The 20,222-nt window shown below is 29.2% G+C and carries 17 protein-coding genes; 14 read left to right on the top strand and 3 right to left on the bottom strand.

The window, feature by feature from the left end:
• Position 1 precedes the first annotated feature (1 nt).
• From glgP to WAO56_RS09575, 8 genes are all read left to right on the top strand, one after another.
• Positions 2 to 2,350 (top strand): glycogen/starch/alpha-glucan family phosphorylase, encoded by a 2,349-nt coding sequence (gene glgP / locus WAO56_RS09610; RefSeq protein ID WP_422146337.1) that lies wholly within the window; start codon positions 2 to 4, stop codon positions 2,348 to 2,350.
• Between the two features lie 24 nt (positions 2,351 to 2,374).
• Positions 2,375 to 4,264: a type I pullulanase gene (gene pulA / locus WAO56_RS09605; RefSeq protein ID WP_422142866.1), complete on the top strand. Its 1,890-nt coding sequence runs from the start codon at positions 2,375 to 2,377 to the stop codon at positions 4,262 to 4,264.
• Position 4,265: 1 nt separating this feature from the next.
• Positions 4,266 to 4,847 (top strand): hypothetical protein, encoded by a 582-nt coding sequence (locus WAO56_RS09600; RefSeq protein WP_422142865.1) that lies wholly within the window; start codon positions 4,266 to 4,268, stop codon positions 4,845 to 4,847.
• Between the two features lie 9 nt (positions 4,848 to 4,856).
• On the top strand, positions 4,857 to 6,551 hold the full coding sequence (locus WAO56_RS09595; RefSeq protein WP_422142864.1) for a phospho-sugar mutase: 1,695 nt from the start codon (positions 4,857 to 4,859) through the stop codon (positions 6,549 to 6,551).
• Between the two features lie 222 nt (positions 6,552 to 6,773).
• Positions 6,774 to 7,355, top strand: coding sequence for a xanthine phosphoribosyltransferase (locus WAO56_RS09590; protein ID WP_422142863.1), 582 nt, complete (start codon positions 6,774 to 6,776; stop codon positions 7,353 to 7,355).
• 107 nt (positions 7,356 to 7,462) lie between these two features.
• Entirely contained in the window at positions 7,463 to 7,972 is a 510-nt protein-coding gene (locus WAO56_RS09585; RefSeq protein WP_422142862.1) for an FHA domain-containing protein, read from the top strand.
• On the top strand, positions 7,956 to 9,281 hold the full coding sequence (locus WAO56_RS09580) for an FtsW/RodA/SpoVE family cell cycle protein (RefSeq protein ID WP_422146336.1): 1,326 nt from the start codon (positions 7,956 to 7,958) through the stop codon (positions 9,279 to 9,281). The genes WAO56_RS09585 and WAO56_RS09580 overlap by 17 nt, the downstream gene beginning before the upstream one ends.
• Positions 9,281 to 10,714: a peptidoglycan D,D-transpeptidase FtsI family protein gene (locus tag WAO56_RS09575; protein WP_422142860.1), complete on the top strand. Its 1,434-nt coding sequence runs from the start codon at positions 9,281 to 9,283 to the stop codon at positions 10,712 to 10,714. The genes WAO56_RS09580 and WAO56_RS09575 overlap by 1 nt, the downstream gene beginning before the upstream one ends.
• A 46-nt stretch (positions 10,715 to 10,760) precedes the next feature.
• Here the strand turns inward: WAO56_RS09575 and WAO56_RS09570 are convergent, their stop codons facing one another.
• Complete coding sequence (locus WAO56_RS09570; RefSeq protein WP_422142885.1) at positions 10,761 to 11,513, bottom strand: NAD(+)/NADH kinase; 753 nt, start codon at positions 11,511 to 11,513, stop codon at positions 10,761 to 10,763.
• Positions 11,514 to 11,979: 466 nt separating this feature from the next.
• Here WAO56_RS09570 and WAO56_RS09565 point away from each other — a divergent pair, with 466 nt between their 5' ends.
• From WAO56_RS09565 to ptsP, 6 genes are all read left to right on the top strand, one after another.
• Entirely contained in the window at positions 11,980 to 12,483 is a 504-nt protein-coding gene (locus WAO56_RS09565) for a YtxH domain-containing protein (RefSeq protein ID WP_422142859.1), read from the top strand.
• 9 nt (positions 12,484 to 12,492) lie between these two features.
• The gene (locus WAO56_RS09560; RefSeq protein ID WP_422142858.1) at positions 12,493 to 12,933 is read left to right on the top strand and encodes a hypothetical protein; all 441 of its coding nucleotides are present in this window, start codon (positions 12,493 to 12,495) and stop codon (positions 12,931 to 12,933) included.
• A gap of 91 nt (positions 12,934 to 13,024) precedes the next feature.
• Complete coding sequence (locus WAO56_RS09555) at positions 13,025 to 13,924, top strand: diacylglycerol/lipid kinase family protein (RefSeq protein ID WP_422142857.1); 900 nt, start codon at positions 13,025 to 13,027, stop codon at positions 13,922 to 13,924.
• Positions 13,925 to 13,928: 4 nt separating this feature from the next.
• A complete protein-coding gene (locus WAO56_RS09550) occupies positions 13,929 to 14,936 on the top strand; it encodes a LacI family DNA-binding transcriptional regulator (RefSeq protein ID WP_422142856.1) in 1,008 nt (335 codons plus the stop codon).
• An 85-nt stretch (positions 14,937 to 15,021) separates the two neighbouring features.
• Positions 15,022 to 15,282 carry an HPr family phosphocarrier protein gene (locus WAO56_RS09545; protein WP_422142855.1) on the top strand — a complete coding sequence of 87 codons (261 nt, stop codon included), beginning with the start codon at positions 15,022 to 15,024 and terminating at the stop codon, positions 15,280 to 15,282.
• Between the two features lie 333 nt (positions 15,283 to 15,615).
• A complete protein-coding gene (gene ptsP / locus WAO56_RS09540) occupies positions 15,616 to 17,313 on the top strand; it encodes a phosphoenolpyruvate--protein phosphotransferase (RefSeq protein ID WP_422142854.1) in 1,698 nt (565 codons plus the stop codon).
• 131 nt (positions 17,314 to 17,444) lie between these two features.
• On the opposite strand, the gene WAO56_RS09535 is transcribed toward ptsP, so the two are convergent.
• Together WAO56_RS09535 and dpaL are read right to left on the bottom strand one after the other, a co-directional pair.
• On the bottom strand, positions 17,445 to 18,941 hold the full coding sequence (locus tag WAO56_RS09535) for a pyridoxal-phosphate dependent enzyme (protein ID WP_422142853.1): 1,497 nt from the start codon (positions 18,939 to 18,941) through the stop codon (positions 17,445 to 17,447).
• Between the two features lie 24 nt (positions 18,942 to 18,965).
• Positions 18,966 to 20,180 (bottom strand): diaminopropionate ammonia-lyase, encoded by a 1,215-nt coding sequence (dpaL, locus tag WAO56_RS09530; RefSeq protein WP_422142852.1) that lies wholly within the window; start codon positions 20,178 to 20,180, stop codon positions 18,966 to 18,968.
• Positions 20,181 to 20,222: the final 42 nt, after the last annotated feature.

Here is a 20,222-nt window from a genome sequence, read left to right as displayed (position 1 = left end):
TATGCTAAAAATTAGCGGTGAGGAAATACTAAAAAAGATAAAGCATAATTTAAATTATAAATTAGTAGTAGATAGACACGAAGCTAGTAGTTTTGATGTCTATCTTGCTACAGCTGAAGTTATAAAAGATATAATTTCATATCCTTGGAGAGATACCAAGGATAAATTTTTTTCTAGAAAAAAATTTATTATTTATCTTTTATCTTTTGAATATTTGCCAGAAAAATTTTTAGGAAGAAATATAGGACTTCTTAAATTAGAAAAAGAATTTAATTATGCCTTTAATAAATTAGGTTATAAATTTGAAGACATTTTAGAAAATGATACTACTAGTAGACTAGGTGGAGAATCCCTAGGTAGATTTGCATTTTCTTTTTTAGATAGTGCAAGTTCTGTAAATGAAAATCTTATGGCCTATGGGATAAGATATGAAAATGGAAGATTAAAGCAGGAAATTGTAAATTTTAATCAAGTGGAAAAGGTCTATACATGGCTTGCTGCTGGTTTTCCATGGGAGTATAGAAAAAACATTGTATATGATATAGAATTTAAAAGTTTAAAAGTACAAGCTCAAGCTTATGATATTCCAATTTTAGGTTATGAAGGAAAAACAGTAAACACTCTAAGGGTTTGGTCTATTATCAATGATAATTTAATTAATGTAGATGCTATTTTAAGAGGTAGCTTAAATGAACTATATTATAATTATATAAGTACAAAAAGTATAATAAATTTTTTATACCCTGAAGATTCAAATATAGCAGGTAAAAAAATCAGATTGGGACAGGAATATTTTTATGCAACTTGTTCTGTTAAAGATATTTTAGCAAATGCTAAGAAAGAAAAAATAGACTTATTAAAGTTAGAAAAACATATTGCTATTAAAATGAATGAGAGTCATACAATAATGGCAATTCCTGTATTTATAGAAGAATATAAGAAAACAACAGGATGTAGTTATGAATTTGCCTACGAAAAAGCCAATCAGATTTTTAATTATACCTCATATGATAATTTTACATCAAAGAAAAAAACATGGGATATAGATTTAATAAAAGAAATCTGTCCTAAAATAATAGATACAATGGAATTTTTAGATGAAAAATTAAAGGAAATCTTAAAAGTAAGAACTTTCGATTTAAAAGAAAGTGAATTAAAAGAATTATATATTATTCAAGATAATAAAATTAATTTTACAAATATTGCTTTATTTGTTAGTAATAGTTTTGGAGCTATTTCAGAATTACATCACAAAATAATAACCGATGACCGATTAAATAAATTTAGTAGTATTTTTCCAAGAAAATTCAAACTAAACAGAAGTGGTGTAAGTCAAAGAACTTGGTTGTATTTATCAAATAAAAAGCAAACTGATTATTTAAGTGAGTTATTAAATGAGGATATTATAAAAAATCCTAAATGTTTAATTAAATTAGAAAAATACAGGGATGATGAAACAGTACTTAATGAATTAGATAATATAAAGAGAAAGAATAAATTAGAAGTAGAAAAATATATTAAGGACAATTATAATATAAAAATAAACCCTTATTCTATATTTGATATGCAGTTAAAGGATTTTCATGAACATAGAAGACAATTTTTAACAGCCTTATATATTACTAAACTATACTTTGATTTAAAAGAAAATTCTAGTATAGACTTAGCAGACAGAACCTTCTTCTTTGGAGGAATGGCCTCTCAAAGTTATTTAGCTGCAAAATATGTAATTAATTATATAAATACTCTGGCTTATGTTGTAAACTCTGATTTAACAATAAAGAATAAATTAAAAGTAGTTTTTATAGAGAATTTAACTATAGAGAAGGTTATGAGGTTAATCCCTTCAGCAGATATTAACGAACAACTATCAACACCGGGAATAGATATGGCAGGGTCTTCAGCTATTAAATACATGTTTAATTCGGGACTTACAATTGGTAGTAGAACAGGTTTAAACCTAGATATTAGAAATGAAATAGGAGAAGATAATATCTTCCTATTTGGATTATCAAGAGAGGAATTAGATAATCAATTTAAACATAATTATTATAATCCTACAGAATTTATTAAGAACAATGAAGATTTAAGTAAATTAATTAAAAAAATAAAAACCAGTGACAATACTTTATTAAAGGAAAGTTTTGAAAAACTATATAATTTAATTGTAAAGTATAATGACAGCTTTTTTGTTTTTAAAGATTTTCCAGCTTATGCAAGGACACAAAAACTAGTTGAACAAAGGTATAGAGATAAACTTTGTTGGAATAATATGCAATTAGTAAATTTGGCACATAGTGGAAAGTTTTCTGTAGATTATTCATTGGATAAATTTAAAGAAATCATATAATAGATGAGATGAGTGTTAAGAAATATGGAAATAAATAAAAAATTAGGATACGAATATACAAAAGAATATACAATTTTTAGAATTTGGTCTCCTTCACGTAGAAATATTACTTTGGTAATTTATGATGATTATAGAGATATAAGAAGAAAAGAATATAAGATGAACAGAGATAGGTTTGGCTTATTTGAATTAAAGGTAATGGGAGATTTACATTTAAAATTCTACAATTACATTATAGAAGGTAAGTATGAAATAACAGATCCCTATTCTGTTGCTTCTTCTGTTAATAGTACTAAATCTTGTGTATTGGATTTAAGAAAAACAGATCCTCAAGGATTTAGAGAACATAAAGTACCAAGAAATAAAATAAAGGATGCAATAATATACGAGGTCCATGTTAAAGATTATTCTATTGATGAAAGTTCAAATACTAAAGAAGAGCATAGAGGAAAATTTTTAGGTCTTGTAGATTTGAATTCTAATTATAATGGCTATTCTACCGGATTACAAAATTTGGTGGATTTAGGAATAACCCATGTACATTTAATGCCAATATATGATTATTTAACAGTAGACGAAGATTCTGGTAGTTTTTTAAAACAGAACAATTATAATTGGGGGTATGATCCAGAGCTTTTTAATAATATTGAAGGCTCCTACTCGACTGAGCCGGATAATCCTATTTCAAGAATTTATGAATTTAAAACCATGGTACAAAGACTCCATGAAAAAGGAATATCGGTAATTATGGACGTAGTTTACAACCATACTTACAGGTCGATAGATTCTAATTTCAATATACTAGCTCCAGGATATTTTTATAGATTAAACGAAAATGGCGACTTTTCAAATGGTTCAGGTTGTGGTAATGAATTTAAATCCGAATCTAGAATGGGTAGAAAGTTTATAATAGATTCCCTTATTTATTATGCTACAGAATATAAAATAGATGGATTTAGATTTGATTTAATGGCTTTAATAGACACGGAAACAATTAATATAGCTATTAAAAAATTAAGGGAAATAAATCCTAATATAATTATCTATGGTGAGCCTTGGATGGCATTAGATAGTCCTTTACCTATAAATGAAAGGACCTTAGCAGGTACTCAAAAGGGAAAGGAATTTGCGGTTTTTAATGCTGATTTTAGAGATGCTATTAAAGGTGACAATGATGGAAGTGGTAAGGGATATATTCAAGGGGATTTTTATTTAAAGAATCGAGTAGAAAAAGGTATTGCCGGCTCAATAGACTACGATAACGATAGAAGAGGATTTGCTAAAGATGCTATAGAAAGTATAAATTATTTTAATGCCCATGACAATTTGATTATAATGGATAAACTTTTAAAATCTGTAGACGATAAGGAAAATCTTAATAAAATATATAAAATGGCTTTTAATATTTTACTTACATCTTTAGGCATACCATTTTTTCATAGTGGTAATGAATTTATGAGGGATAAGAAAATGTCCCATAATTCATATAATGCATCATTAGAAATAAATGGTATAAATTGGAAACTAAAAGAGAAAAACATAGATACTTTTAACTATGTATCTCAACTTATAGAATTTAGAAAAACTAGACAGGAATTTAAAATTTTCAAAAATAGGGATATTAAGAAAAAACTAAAGTTTTTATCAATGGCAAATAATGGAATAATTGTTTACACTATTAAGAATTATAAAAACAAATTATTGTTAATTATTCATAATTGCAATAGAAGTGGTTTTGAAATTTCCCTAAAGAAAATTAATAAACATATTTCACAATCCTATGAAGTATATAAGCTTAAAGAGATAAAGAAATTATTTGCTAGCCAAGGTATGGTTAATGAGAAAATAGAAAGGAAGGATTTTTCTATTAAAATTAATGCTTTGGAAACGGAAATTTATGAAATAGAGATTTAACATGGATATTATTGAAAATTATGAACTTGAAAACTTTGAAGATATATTTGAAAACTCCCTTAGGGTTTTAGAAAAGAATAGCTTAGAAAATATAAAATTAGATTCAGGTATAATAGAAGTCAGTAATATGATTATTTATTTAGCAAAAAATCATGAAGATTATTCCTGTATATTTAACGAGGAATTAAATGAAGAAAGTTTCTTAAATATATTGGAAGAACTAAATAAATATATTGGTCGTAGAACGATTTCTGTTTTACAGATGAACAGAGCCGTTAAAAAATATACTGGTTTAAAAGGGAAAAAATTACATTTAATGAAAAATTATTGGAAATGGAATGAAAATTCAGTATATGAATATATAAAAAGTGGAATTTTTTCCAATAGTCCTGTCCTTATGATTACATGGAATTTTAAAAATAAGGATTTTCAAAATAAGTGGCTTTGTATAATAGGAATGAGAAAATTTGAAGATGGAGAAATTGAAATATTAGTAACTACTGGTAAGGAAAGAAAAGTATTGGATTTAAAGGAATGGATTGAGGGAAAATCTTTGTATAAAGGTTTAATATATTATAAGTAGGAGGTTATGATGGATTATAAAAAGGTATATGAAGAATGGTTAAACAATGATTTTTTTGACAGCGAGATTAGAGAGGAATTAGAGTCAATTAAAGGAAATGAAGAAGAAATTCAGGATAGGTTCTATCAGTCCTTAGAATTTGGAACAGCTGGTCTTAGAGGTAAAATTGGAGCAGGAACAAATAGAATGAACAAGTATACTGTTGCTGAGGCTACTCAAGGATTAGCAATGACAATTTTATCAAGAGGTAAGGAGGCAGCGGAAAAAGGTGTTGCAATTGCTTATGATGTAAGGCATTTTTCAAAAGAATTTGCAGAAATAACAGCGTCTGTTTTAGCGGCTAATGGAATTAAAGTTTACCTATCAGACGATATAAGACCTACTCCGGTATTATCCTATGCAATAAGACATTTTGAAACTATTTCAGGAGTAATGGTTACTGCAAGTCATAATCCAAGGGAATACAATGGATACAAGGCTTATTGGAAAGAAGGCTCTCAAATTTTAGATGATATTGCTGATGAGGTTTTATATAATATCGGAAAAATAAACAACTATAGTGAAATAAAAAATATGGATTTACAAGAAGCTATAGATAAGGGCTTAGTGGTATATTTTGGTGATGAATTAGATGATTTGTATATTAAAGACATGTTATCACTTACTATTAATGATGAAGAAGTGGACAAGGATATAAAAATTGTTTATTCACCTTTAAATGGTACTGGAAATAAATTAGTTAGAAGAATTTTGGAAGAGAGAAAATTCAACAATGTTTACATAGTAAAGGAACAAGAATCTCCAGATCCTGACTTTACTACTGTTGGTTATCCTAATCCAGAAGATCCAAAAGCTTTTAAATATTCTATTGAACTAGGAAAAGAAGTAGATGCTGATATATTAATAGCAACAGATCCAGATGCAGACAGAACAGCTGTAGAAGTTAAAAATAAAGATGGGGAATATGTATTTTTAAACGGAAATAAAATTGGGGCTTTATTAATTAACTATATTTTAAGTGAAAGGCACAGGAAAAATAATCTTCCTGAAAATAGCGTTGTAGTTAAATCAATTGTTACAGGTGATTTAGGAACTAGAATTGCAGAAAAATATAATGTAGAAATGATTGAAACCCTAACAGGATTTAAAAATGTTAGTGGTAAAGCCAATGAATATGATATTACAGGAGAAAAAACCTTCCTATTTGGTTTTGAGGAAAGTATAGGATATAATTATGGAACTTTTGTAAGAGACAAGGATGCTGTAAATTCTGCAATGATGATTGCGGAAATGGCAGGTTTTTATAAAAAACAAGGTAAGACCTTATTGGATATCTTAGAAGGCTTATTTAATACCTATGGAGTATATAATGAAAGGTTAATTTCTATAACTTTAGAAGGGTTAGATGGTCAAGCTAGAATTAAAAGAATAATGGATGAATTTAGACGAGAAGCCATTAAAGAAATAGGTAGTATAAAATTAGAAAAAACTATAGATTACCTAGTGGATAATACGGGAATGCCGAAATCAAACGTACTGAAATACTACTTTGATGATGGTTCTTGGTATGCTTTAAGACCATCAGGTACAGAACCAAAAATTAAGGTTTATATTTATTCAGTTGGTAAAACAAAAGAGGATTCTGAAGAAAAATTGGATATAATTGAAAAAGCAACAAGAAGCAGAATCGATAGTATAAAATAAAGAAAAACTCATATTTTTATAGGCTAAAATTATAACTATAGAAAAATTGCATAATATTGTTATATTATAAACTTAAATTAAGAGTATTTAGTTTAAATATCAATAAATTTATAATTATGAAAGAATAATAGCAAAAATATTACTAAGATTTAAAGGTTGATTTAGTTTTATTTTCAAGCTATAGTTATAATATAATATTTTATACTATAGTGAGGTGCTAATTTGAATCCGTTAGAGGAGAGAATCTTAGAAGAAGGAATTGTTCTTCCGGGAGATATTTTAAAAGTAGATAAATTTATTAATCATATGATCGATCCTGAACTTTTTGAAAAACTAGCTGATGAATTTTATGAAAGGTTTAAAAACAAGGAAGTAGATAAAATTCTTACTTTAGAAGTTTCAGGTATAGGAATTGCTTTTGCTTGTGGTTTAAAATTTAAAAAACCTGTTTTATTTGCTAAAAAAACAGTTTCTAAAACCCTAGGTAGCGATGTTTATACATCACAAGTTTATAGTTTTACAAAGAAAATTAATTACGACATAATGGTGGCTAAAGAATTTTTAAATGAAGGGGAAAAAGTCTTAATTATAGATGATTTCCTAGCAAATGGTAAGGCAATAGAAGGCCTTATAGATTTATGTAATCAAGCTGGAGCTAAGGTACAAGGAATAGGTATTTTAATTGAAAAAGACTTTCAACCAGGTGGAAAGAAAATCAGAGAAGATGGCTACCAGCTAGAATCTTTAGCTATTATTGAAAAATTTGAAAATGGTAAGGTAGTTTTAAAAGAGAGTATGTCTTAGGATATGCTCTCTTTTAGCTTTCAAAATTGTTACAATTTGGTTAAAATATAGGAAAAAAACTATTTTTAATGTAAAATAGTAATATCAAATTATTATTAGGAGATTGTATGAAATTTATTATAGATTTATTAGATAAGTTTTTATCTGTAAAATTAACAGCTAATTTAACGCTGTATGAATTATTATCAATGCTATTTAAATATGTTTTTGTAATTATAATTTATTATTTTATATTGAATATTATTAAGATGATTTACTTGGATATAAAGGGAATTAGCAATATGAATGCTGTTGCAAATACCTATTTAAAACTAATAAATAGAAAGGAAAAACTTCCTTTTAAGATTCAAGAACATTACTTTATAGGTGATAATACAGTAATAGGTAGGTCAGATCAAAATGATATTGTTTTAAAGGATAGGTTCATTTCAAAAAAACATGCCAGAATTACAAAAAGAAATGGTGTTTATTTTATAGAGGATTTAAATTCTGCCAATGGAGTATTTATTAACGGCCAAAAAGTTGAAAATATCATAGAATTAAAGGACAAGGACTTAATAGATATTGGACAAGTGGAATTTTTATTTGTAAATGGTGAAGATGAAGATGAGAATTAAAAGTAAAACAAGAAAGAAACAAAAACTATCATTAAAAGAAAGATTTTTAAGTATAGGTACTAATTTAACCAATGGGAAATTAAGAAATCCTGCAACTCTATTACTTTGGTTTCAAATACTTGCATTTAGTTTAGTCTTAGCAAATGATAGGGAAAATTTTACTATAAAAAAACTGTTTGTATTTGTAACGGTTATTGTAGTTGTCTATATGGCAAATAAAGCTGTTACAAAAATTACTGATGGAGACAACTACTTACTCCTTATAGCGTCAATGCTATTTAGTATAGGAGTAACGATGATATATAGAATTAGTCCAACTGAAGGAATAAAGCAGACAATTTGGTTTATAGGTGGGCTAGTCTTATTTTTTATAGTGTATTTTATTTTAAAGTCCTTTAGGGGATGGGAAAATTTAACAATACTATATTTAATTGGTTGTTTTGCCATGTTTATTATTACCTTATTATTTGCAGGTTATAATAAGGGGGCCTACAACTGGGTTCAAATATTTGGATTTAGTTTTCAATTATCTGAAATAACAAAAATACTATATGTATTCTTTATTGCATCATATCAGGTTAATGATAAGTTTTTAAAGGGAACAAAATTTGAAAAATATTTAAAATATAAGGATTATTTATTTATGATAATATCCTATGTTTTTATTGGGATGTTTTTCTTACAAAGGGATTTAGGTTCAGCAGTTATATTTTTTGCTGTATATATTGTGTCCCTATTTGTATTTGATTATGATATAAAAATAATAGTAGGAAATATTATTTTAGCATTATTTGGAGCTGTAGCAGCATATTTTATTTTTCCACATATTCAAACAAGATTTGAAATTTGGATAGACCCTTGGGCAGATCCAGGCTATAAAGGATATCAAATAATCCAGTCATTATTTGCAATAGCAGCAGGAGGATTTTTTGGAACAGGTTTAGGTTTAGGTCAACCGAACTTAATCCCCATAGCAACATCTGACTTTATATTCCCAGCAATAGTTGAAGAAATGGGAATATTTACAGGTATGGGAGTTATTATGTTATTTATGATTCTCGTATATAGAGGATTTAAAATTTCTATGGAACAACAAAGTTCTTTCTTTAAATTTGTTGCTTTAGGAATTTCTGTTTTATTTGCTGTTCAGGCTATTTTAATGATAGGAGGGGTTTTAAAAGTTATCCCTATGACAGGTATTACTATTCCTTTTGTAAGTTATGGAGGAAGCTCTATGGTGTCTAGTTTTATGTCCTTAGGGATTTTACAATATTGCTCTTCAGATATTAAGGGAAGAATGGTGGATTAATGGAAAAATTTAATAAAAAAATATTAATAGTCTTTTCTTTTTTAGTTTTTCTATTTTTAGGTTTAGTTTTATACATGACATATTTTCAAATAGCAAAGGCTAAAGATGTTTCAATAGGTTATGGAAAATATGGGCAATATAATAAGAGATATTGGGTTGATGAAAACAAGGTAAAACGTGGGACTGTTTATGATAGTGGAAATAATATTGTAGTAGAAACACTTAAAGATAGTAACGGAAACAACTATAGGAACTTTCCTTTTGATGAAATCTATGCTCCTATTACAGGATATTCTATTAATGGAGGTAGTGGTTTAGAAAAATCCTATGGTAAGCAGCTTTTAAATATTAAAGAAGATACACCCCTATCTGATTTAAAGAAATTAGTAGAAAAACAAGATGAAGGAAACGACTTAGTACTTACAACTAACTATAAATTGCAAAAAGTGGCAATGGATTTATTGGAAAATACAGAAACAAAAAAAGGTTCAATAGTTGCAATGAATCCAAAAACAGGGGAAATCTATGCAATGGCATCCTATCCTTCTTTTAATCCTAATAAAGTTGCAGAAAACTGGGATAAGATTATTGCAGATAACGAAAGTGCTGTTTTATTAAATAGGGCGACACAAGGGCTTTATGTACCAGGCTCGGTATTTAAGGTTATAACAGCAACTAGTATCTTAGAAAACACCGACAAAGTTGAAAGTCTAGTTATACAGGATAAGGGAAAAATTACAATTGGTGGTTATGAAGTAAGTAATGTAGAAAATATGGTAAATAATAGAACGGATTTAGAAAAAGCATTAGTAAAGTCTTCAAATGTTTATTTTTCAAAATTAGGAGCAGAATTAGGAGCTGATATTTTACGGGAAACTGTAGATAAATACTATATTGGAAAAAACTTTGAATTCGATTTACCTATGTATAGTTCTAAAAACGGATATTATGATGGAATAGATGATGCTAACATAGCAACAACGGCCTTTGGTCAAGGGGATACCTTAGTAACGCCGCTAAATATGGCTATGGTTATGTCGACTATAGCAAATGAAGGTAAGATGATGCAACCCTATATAGTGGACCAAATTATATCTCCAGATGGAGATGTAACAAAAACGGAACCAAAGGTACTATCAGAAGTTACTAGTCCAGAAATAGCAAATGAGATTTTATCAGATATGGTTTCTGTAGTTAGAGATGGCTCAAAAGCCTATATACGAGGAATAAAAGTAGCGGGAAAATCAGGTACAGCAGAAATAAAAAACAAGGATTCAACAAATGCTTGGTTTATTGCAGCTGCACCAGCTGATGATCCTACAGTAGCTGTTGCTGTAGTATTGGAAGATAGCGGTACTGGTGGTGACGCATCAGCAGGGCCATTGGCAAAAGTTATAATTCAAAATGCAATAAATAATGGATTAGGACGATAATATAAAAAAGACATCTTGAAAATTTCAGGATGTCTTTTCTGTATTATTATAGGAATTTATCTTTAACATTTAACCAGTACCAGTCTTTGTAAAAACTTATTTTCTTAATATTTCTTTCAGAAGTCTTAAATAAGACATAATCTAGATCGTCGTAATTCAAACTCATTCCATCTGCAATAAATAAGGAGTTGCTATTAATATCTTCACTTCGAGTCTTGATTTTCAAAACCGATTTACTAGGTATTACTATAGAATTTAAAAGTGACCTATAGGCTTTGGAATTAATTGGTGCTAGGGGAGTTAACTGATAACCTTCTAAAGAACGATACAAAATAGCTCCTCCTGCTGAAAAATTGTAAGCTGTCGACCCAGAAGGTGTTGAAACGAGTAAGGCGTCTCCTGCAAAGGATTCTAGGTGATTATCATCAATATAAACATCGAGATGTATTATTGAATTATCGCTAGAACGAATTACAAATTCATTTAAAGCTGTATAGGTATAGACCCTATCACTGTTTTTAGTTGAAATTTTAGCTTCTAATAAATCTAAGGTTTCTATTTCATAATTATTATTTAAATAGTCATCAATGAATTTATTTATATTAGGAACTAATATTTCTTGATAAAATCCTAAATGTCCGGTATTTATACCGACAAAGGGTATATTTGAAAAATTGGATTTGTGAACTGCTCTTAAAAAAGCTCCATCGCCACCGATACATATATTTAAGTCTGCATTTTCATTATATTCATAAAAGACCTTAAATCCTCGTTGCTCAAATTTATCTTGGACTTCCATACTTATAGTTAAAGATTTATGGTTATTATTGGGAAAAAGGTTTACTATTTTTTTAAAAGGCAAGAATCTCACTCCATTCTTAAACACGAAATATATAAAATATCATACTTGTTAAATATATCATAACAACAGAAAGGGGAATAGTAAAATTAAATTTTTATCAAGATTTAAAGTATATAAATAATAAATATTAAATCTTTGTTGAAAAATAGCCTACAGTTAGGTATAATTATAGTATCCTTAGTGTAAGAGCCTGTTATATTATACCTACACTTATAATAAGGGATGATGGAAGTTCTTACTTTGATAAAATGCCTCTTTAACGTGGACTTTTGAGATTTAAGACAGTCAACCCACCTTCATATACTGAAGGTTACTAATCTGCAGGTTTACACTAAGGGTAAACATATAATTTGTTCTAATTGGTTAAAATACATTTATATAAATAATATTACGGAGGATACGAATGAGTTTATCAGATTACTTAGAAGCAAAAAGAAGAGAACGAGAAAGACGAATAAAAAATGAACTAAGAGTAAAACAAATAGATAACGCAAAGAGATTTGCTATTGGAACAGTGGCAGGTACTTTAATCGGTGTAGCAGCAGGAGTTCTTTTTGCACCTAAATCTGGCGAAGAAACTAGACAGGATATAGCAGATTTAGCAAAAGATACATCTGATCAGGTAAAAGAAGGAATTCATGTTGCAAAAGATAATATAGTACAAAAAACCGAAGAAATAACTGGGGATATTAAAGATAAGTACGCTGAATTCAAAGACAGAGGCTACACAGAAATTGAAAGAGTTCAAGATTTAACAGAAGATTTAGTTGAAGTAGCAAAAGATGCAAAGGATGAAGCAAAAGAAGTAATAGTAGAAGCAAAAGATGATGCTGAAAAAGTAGCAGAAGACACTAAAGAAAAAGCAAGAGATGCTGTTGAAAAAAACAAGAAAAAAGAAGATAAATAGGAGACTATAATGTTAAATATTATAGATGTATTTACAATTATAGTACTTATTTGTTTAGCAATCTTTCTAATAGTATTAGTTGTTTTCTTAATAAAACTAATGGGTACGATTAAACAGGTTAATTCTATAATTGATAAAAATAGGACTGAAATTGATATGTCACTTAGGAAAACCCAAGAAGTGATGGAAAATGTTGCAGGAATAACAGATAAAACAGATAGGATAATAGGGGACATTTCCCCTGAAGTAAAAAGTATTGTAACATCAACTAATAAGACTATGAGCAATGTTGAAAATTTAGTAGAAGATGTTACAGATACAGTAGATTTTGTTTCAGAATCAGTAGTAGATACTACAGATACTATTAGAACCAATATTACTAATTATTCTGGATATGCAACATATATTTTAGATATAATTAATTATATAAGGTCTTTGTTTAAAAAGTAAAAATTGGAGAGATAATCTCTCCAATTTTTGTGCTAATAAAATGTATTGATAAAATATTAGTAATTTGATAATATTTTTATGAGAGGTAGAAGTGGAAAAAATAAAAATTATTTATAATCCAACATCTGGAAGCCAGTCTAATAAAAAAGCCATAGAAACTATGAGCAATGATTTATTAAGTAAAGGCTATATCCTACAAAGAACAGCTACTACAGGTAAAAATAGTGCTTTTAATGAAACTATAAAAGCTTCAGAAGAAGGATTTGATATAATAATAGCCTGTGGTGGAGATGGAACTGTAAATGAAGTAATAAATGCTTTAGCAAAAGCTGAATCAACTATGAAATTAGGCGTGTTCCCCATTGGTACAGTAAACGATTTCGCGTCATATTTAGGCATAACGGATTCTCCGAAAGAGTTAGTTAACTTAATTTCCCAGGGAACAACTAAGAAAATTGATGTAGGATTAGCAGGTGAAAAGTATTTTGTTAATGTTGCAGCTGGTGGAAAACTAGCTGATGTTGGACATGAAACAGATAAGAACCTAAAGGCTATATTTGGTAGATTAGCATATATAGCAGAGGGTATAAAAGTTATTCCAGATATTATTACAAATGATTTTAGGTTAAAATATAGATTTGATGGTGAAACCTATGAAGATGATGTATATTTGTTTTTAGTGGCAAATTCTTCTTCTATAGGAGGGTTTAAAAAAATAGCACCGGATGCATCGGTGTCCGATGGTTTTTTAGATGTATTAATAATAAAAAATCCTAATAAACTTGTAGATTTAGCACAGTTATTTATACAAGTACTATCTGGAGAACATGTAAAAAATGAAGATGTAACATATTTTCAAACAAAAGAAGTTGAATTTGAATCAGTATCTCCAATTACAATAGATGTAGATGGAGAATATGCTGGAGAATTACCTATGAGAATAAAGGTATCAGACTATAAGGTGAGTGTATTCACTAATATAAAGGAGTAATGAGATGTCATCACCAACAATAAAAGACGTAGCTAGATTAGCTGGGGTTTCTATATCCACTGTATCTAGAGTAATGAACGATTCTAAACCTGTAAGTCCTGAAGCGAGGCGAAAGGTTTTAGATGCTATAAAAAAATTAGATTTTAAGCCAAATGAGTTAGCCAGATCTTTAGTTATGAGAAGATCCAACTTAATTGGTGTAATAGTAAAAGATATTGCTATATCATATATGACAGAAATGGTTAGGGGAATTGAAGAAGTAGGAAGAATGTATAATTATGATATACTATTATCAAGTTCCTATGGAGATATAGAATTAGAGAAAAAGATTATTAACTTTATGTTTACAAAACAAGTTGAAGGTATTGTGTTAATTTCAGAAGATGCTAAACCTGAAGTTGTATATATGCTTCAAAACCAAACAATTCCATATATTCAATTAGATAAATTTTATAATTTTAATGAAACATATTCTGTAACAATTAACTACAAAGAAGCTGCAAAAGAAATGACGGAATTTTTAATTGGTAAAGGCCATGAAAAAATTCTATTTGTAAAAGAATATAAAAATGCTATAATTGGTCAAGAAAAATTAAAGGGCTATAAGGAAGCTATGGACGCCCATAATTATTTTTCTAGAGAAATCACTGTAGATGGAGTTACAGATAAAGAGGGTTATAAATACGGTGAGGAAATTTGGAAAATAATTGAACATGAAGGTATAACTGCTGCATTTTTCTCTGAAGATGGACTTGCTATTGGTTTCTTAAACTACTGCTATGATAATAATAAAAAAGTTCCAGAGGACATTTCAGTAGCTGGATTTGGAGATATAAAAATTTCATCCCTATATAGACCAAGACTTACAACAGTTAGAGAACCTTACTATGACTATGGTGCAGTAGCTATTAGAAAGATTATTAAGAAGATTAAAGATAATATAGAGATTGATAGTGCAACAATTTTACCAAGTAGTATTATTGAAAGAGAAACAGTTAAAGATATAAATTAATTTAATATTTATGTTTTAATTGATTTTAAAGTACTATAATGTTAAAATTATTGTAATTAGTATATAAAAAAATTAGGAGGAAGATATGGTAGAAAAAACTGTACTTGTAAAAAATGAAACTGGGTTACATGCAAGACCAGCTGCTTCATTAGTGCAATTTGTTAAAAATTTTGATGGGACTGTAGAATTAGTTAAAGATGGTAAGACAGCTAATGCAAAAAGTATATTTAATGTAATGGCATTAGGTATATCAAAAGGCACTGAAATCACTGTTAGAATTGATGGTGAAAATGAACAAGAAAATTTAGATAAACTAGTTGAATTTATCGAAAATCTTGCAGATTAGTTTTCAATAAGGATGTTTAAAACATCCTTTTTTTATAACCTAGTACTAAAGTATTGGTAATAAGTTTATTAACATTATCATTTTAACAAAACTAAAGAAGCATAAATAAAACACAAGGTTGTGTTATATTACAACAGCTTTGTGTTTTTAGGTTTATTAACTATTTTAAATTTATAAATAAAAATATAATTCTATTAGTATATTATAAATTACATAGAGATTAGAAATTAAATAAACATTTAGTTTTTTAAGTTGTTTATTTGGGTATATTCAATTTTATATATATAATATATTATATTTTAGTTATAAATTTAAAGAACATTAGGAGGAAATATGTCAACAATTAAAACAGGAATAATAGCATCAGAAGGAATTGCTATTGGTAGAGCATATTTATTTGTAAAAGAAAAATTAGAAGTTGATACTAGAATATTAGAAGATGCAGAAATAGAAGAAGAAGTTCTTAAAATTCAAAAAGCTATAGAAGATTATAGTAAAGATTTGGAAAACATGGAAGTTTCTACAGATACCCAACAAGAAGTAATAAATGCACACTTAGGAATGTTAGATGACCCTTTTTTAGTAGATACTGTTAAAACTAAAATAGAAAACAATATTAATGCAGAAAAAGCACTACATGATTCAATAAATGAAATGGTAGCAATGATGCAATCATTAGACGACGAATATCTTAGGGAAAGAGCTACAGACTATAAAGATATTGGTGAAAGGTTACTTTACAAACTACAAGGAAGGGAACCTAAAAAATTATCACCATTACCAAAAGATACAGTAGTGGTTTCTGACGAATTAACGCCTACAGATACTTCAGTAATGGATAAGGACAATGTATTGGGTTTTGCTATGGACAATGGTGGTAAAACCGCTCATACTTCAATTATAGCCCAAACTTTAGGAATTCCTGCCTTAGTAGGAATGAAGGATGTTTCAACATCAGTAAAGGATAATGACCTATTAATTATAGACACCTATGAAGGTAAATTATATATTAACCCTGATGAGGATACATTAAATGTTTACAGAGAAAAAATGCAACAAATATTAGCTGAAAAAGAAAGACTAGAAGCAGTTAAATTTGAAAAAGCCATTACAAAGGATGACCATCAAGTTGAAATAGCTTGTAATATTGGAAATATTGAAGATTTAAAACTTGGTTTAGCTAATGGGGCAGAAGGTGTTGGACTTTTTAGAACTGAATTTTTATATATGGAAAATAATCATTTCCCAACAGAAGAAGAACAGTTTTCAGTATATAAAAAAGCTGTAGAACTATTGGAAGGAAAATCTCTTATTATTAGAACCTTAGATATTGGTGGCGATAAATCATTATCATATTTCAAATTCCCAGAAGAAGAAAATCCATTTTTAGGCTGGAGAGCATTAAGAATTTGCTTTGATATGTTAGATGTATTTAAGACACAGCTAAAGGCGATTTTAAGAGCGTCTGCGTTTGGAAAAGTAAGAATTTTACTTCCTATGGTAATTTCAGTAGAAGAAATTAGAAAAGTAAGAGAAATACTTGAAGAAGTAAAAAATGACTTAAAAGCAAAAGAAATTGAGTTTGACAATGATATAGAAATAGGAATAATGGTTGAAACTCCAGCTTCTGTTATAGTTGCAGATGATTTAATTAAGTATGTAGACTACTTTAGTATAGGAACAAATGATTTAACTCAATATGTACTAGCAGTAGATAGGGGAAATGAAAAAATTTCAAAACTCTATAACACATATAATCCAGCTGTATTAAGGTCAATTAAAAAAGTTATTGATGCTGCTCACAATGCTGGTAAATGGGCAGGAATGTGTGGAGGATTTGCTGGTGATACAAAAGCTACTAAGCTATTATTAGGTATGGGACTAGATGAATTTAGTGCTCCAGCAGCAAATATTCCTAAAATAAAAGATACAATAATTAATACAACTATGGAAGAAGCTTCTAAATTTGCAGAAGAGATTTTAAAACTAGAAACAACTACAGAAATTGAAAATATAATAAATAATCAATAGTTGATAATAAAAACAGCTACATATTAAAAATATGTAGCTGTTTTTTTATGAAAAACCCGAGTAGATAATGGATAATTCTACTCGGGAAAGGATAGTTTAAAAAACTAATTTTAATATACTGAAATTAAATATTATACTTCATCTATTAATGCGTTGAATTCATCAATTACTCTATCGAAATCAGGTCCCATTTTGTGAAGTCTTGTCCAATAGTTGTCATAGTCATACCATTGGGCATTAAGTTCTTCAGCAGATTTTCCTTGTTGCTCTACCCAAGTATAATATTTTAAGTTATGAATTCTCTTCTTGTCAGTGTATCTTAATTCAATCATATTATCTGTTTTAAGTCCTAAAACATGAACATGATGATCTAATTTTACTTGTTCAAGGTCTAATTTTCCTCTTTCAGCTTCGTATTCTTCCAATCTTGATTGGTACATTACTGCAGAGTCGGTACCAACTGTAACGAAATAATCATTTTCAGTTACTTCAAAGTATTTAGCAACTTTTATAGCTGAAATAATATTAGCAGCACCGGAAATTCCTATATATTGGAATTTACTTATAGTTTCTTCGTCAACGCCTAAACTTCTAAAGTATTCATGTCCAGCAGGATCATTTAATATTCTAAAGAAAGAAACAGCATCTTCATCATCAATTGCAGTAACTACGTCGGTGTTTTTAACATTATGTACCCATGGTACGTGTTTGTCACCAATTCCCTCTATTCTATGGTCGCCAAATCCATTGTCTAACAATGTAGGACATTGTAAAGCTTCGGAAGCGGTTATTTTAATATTAGGGTAGAGGTCTTTTAATTTATCTCCAGCACCTAAACTTCCACCAGAACCCGAGTTTAAGTTAACGCCAAATAGGTTAGCTTTTTCATCCTTAGCCTTATAGGATAGGAATAGGTCGTTCATTGCTTCACCGGTAATTTCATAATGCCATAAGTGGTTACCTAGTTCTCCAAATTGATTGAATATAACAACACCGTCTCCTCTTTCAGCACGTAACTCCCATGTTTTATCATATATTTCTTTAACGTTTGATTCTGAACCAGTAGTAGCAAAAATTTCCCCGCCGTAAGTGTCAATTAAATCTTGTAGCCAGTCAAATCTTTCTCTACTCATGTTTTCTGGTAAAATTGCAATAGATTTACATCCTAGTAATGCTGCGTTATAAGCTCCACCTCTACAGTAGTTTCCAGTTGAAGGCCATACTGCTTCCTGTGTTTTAGGGTCAAATTGCCCTGTAACTAGTCTTGGAACTAAACATGCATAACTTGCTCCTACTTTATGGCAGCCAGTTGGGAAATATTTACCGGACATAAATAGGATTTTAGCTTTAATACCTGAAACTTCAGAAGGAATTTCTATAAAGTTTGGAAGCTCTTGGTAAAGTCCACCTTTATCCTTTGGCTCATTTTTCCAAGAAATTCTATATAGATTTAGTGGGTTAATATCCCATAAACCAACATCTTTAAGTTTTTCTTTAACCTCAGCAGGTATTTTTGAAGGGTCTTTCATTTGTGCTAAAGTAGGTATTTTTATGCCTCTATCCTTAGCATATTTTGCTACTTCTCTTCTTTTTTCTTCATTAATGGTTAAATCAATTAAATCAAACATTTCTTTCCCTCTCCTTAAATAATATTAATATTTATTTATTTTTCCATACCAAACTATATCTTGGTAGGCTTTAACATCTGTATCTCCTTCAGTACTAATACATAATACTACGGAGTTTTCATCTAATCCTATTTGTTCCTTAATATCTTTTAAATCATCGTTTATCATTAATTCGTTGGTCAATCCATAGGATACACCTGCAGATTCACCTGAAACAAAACCTTTATCATTACCAACAGGAGTAGCGGATAATCTCATACCATTAGCTGAAATCCAGTCAGGACATCTGATATAGCCATCAGCAAATTCAGCTATAACATCCCAGGCTATAATTCCAGGTTCTCCACAAGCAAGACCTGCCATTATTGTAGGCATACTACCAGTTACGAAATGTCTTTCACCATCACTTGCTTTTGCAGATTTAAAAAATGCAGCTGCTTCATTAGGCTCAACAATAATTGTTTTAGGCATATTTTCCTTTAATAGATTTGTAATTAAACCACAAGCGCCACCGGCCATTGCTCCAACACCTGCTTGTAAGAATACATGAGTTGGTTTTGGAAGGTTGTCCCTTTCTATTTGTTGGTAGGCTTCTAAAACTAAAGCAGCATAACCTTGCATAATCCATTTAGGAATATCAACATATCCGTCCCAGGAAGTGTCTTGTACAATTACCCAACCGTTTTTGTCAGCTTCATCCATTACATATCTTATAGTATCGTCATAGTTTAAATCTGTAACAGTTACCTCAGCTCCTAGAGCCTCTATATTTTTTACCCTGTCTGAACCAGAACCTTTAGGCATGAAAATTTTAACATCTTGTTGTAACATTTGTCCTACCCATGCTACTCCTCTACCGTGGTTACCATCAGTACAACTTGCAAAAGTTACCTTTCCTAGTTTTTCTCTAATTTCATCTGATACCATTCTTTCATAAGGTAGATCTTCAATAGGTATATTAAGTTTCTCTGCTATATAATTGCCCATAGCCCAACTAGCACCAAGTCCTTTAAAGGAGTTAATACCAAATCTGGAAGATTCATCCTTTACATATATATTGGACAATCCTAGCTCTTTTGAGCGGTCGTTTAAAACCACTAAATCGGTTTCCTCAAAAGATGGAAAGCTTTTGTGGAAATTTAGAGCCCTTTGAATTTCTTCTACAGTAAAAAATTCAATAGAACCCTTCATGTTAAAATCTTTGTCTTTACTTTGCGGAATATAAGAAAATTCTTGCATTAAACCATCCTCTCTAATAATTATTATAAACAAAAAACAATT

It is taken from the genome of Miniphocaeibacter sp., assembly GCF_049276255.1.
Classification (GTDB): Bacteria; Bacillota; Clostridia; order Tissierellales; family Peptoniphilaceae; genus Miniphocaeibacter.
Note: the sequence above shows the minus strand (reverse complement) of the source record. Positions and strands in the feature narration are given on the sequence as shown.

What these genes read in the sequence shown, in the direction of transcription:
- glgP (WP_422146337.1), top strand. Translation starts at nt 2, where the DNA reads ATGCTAAAAATTAGCGGTGAGGAAATACTAAAAAAGATAAAGCATAAT.
- pulA (WP_422142866.1), top strand. Translation starts at nt 2,375, where the DNA reads ATGGAAATAAATAAAAAATTAGGATACGAATATACAAAAGAATATACA.
- WAO56_RS09600 (WP_422142865.1), top strand. Translation starts at nt 4,266, where the DNA reads ATGGATATTATTGAAAATTATGAACTTGAAAACTTTGAAGATATATTT.
- WAO56_RS09595 (WP_422142864.1), top strand. Translation starts at nt 4,857, where the DNA reads ATGGATTATAAAAAGGTATATGAAGAATGGTTAAACAATGATTTTTTT.
- WAO56_RS09585 (WP_422142862.1), top strand. Translation starts at nt 7,463, where the DNA reads ATGAAATTTATTATAGATTTATTAGATAAGTTTTTATCTGTAAAATTA.
- WAO56_RS09580 (WP_422146336.1), top strand. Translation starts at nt 7,956, where the DNA reads ATGAAGATGAGAATTAAAAGTAAAACAAGAAAGAAACAAAAACTATCA.
- WAO56_RS09575 (WP_422142860.1), top strand. Translation starts at nt 9,281, where the DNA reads ATGGAAAAATTTAATAAAAAAATATTAATAGTCTTTTCTTTTTTAGTT.
- WAO56_RS09570 (WP_422142885.1), bottom strand. Translation starts at nt 11,513, where the DNA reads ATGGAAGTCCAAGATAAATTTGAGCAACGAGGATTTAAGGTCTTTTAT.
- WAO56_RS09565 (WP_422142859.1), top strand. Translation starts at nt 11,980, where the DNA reads ATGAGTTTATCAGATTACTTAGAAGCAAAAAGAAGAGAACGAGAAAGA.
- WAO56_RS09560 (WP_422142858.1), top strand. Translation starts at nt 12,493, where the DNA reads ATGTTAAATATTATAGATGTATTTACAATTATAGTACTTATTTGTTTA.
- WAO56_RS09550 (WP_422142856.1), top strand. Translation starts at nt 13,929, where the DNA reads ATGTCATCACCAACAATAAAAGACGTAGCTAGATTAGCTGGGGTTTCT.
- WAO56_RS09545 (WP_422142855.1), top strand. Translation starts at nt 15,022, where the DNA reads ATGGTAGAAAAAACTGTACTTGTAAAAAATGAAACTGGGTTACATGCA.
- ptsP (WP_422142854.1), top strand. Translation starts at nt 15,616, where the DNA reads ATGTCAACAATTAAAACAGGAATAATAGCATCAGAAGGAATTGCTATT.
- WAO56_RS09535 (WP_422142853.1), bottom strand. Translation starts at nt 18,941, where the DNA reads ATGTTTGATTTAATTGATTTAACCATTAATGAAGAAAAAAGAAGAGAA.
- dpaL (WP_422142852.1), bottom strand. Translation starts at nt 20,180, where the DNA reads ATGCAAGAATTTTCTTATATTCCGCAAAGTAAAGACAAAGATTTTAAC.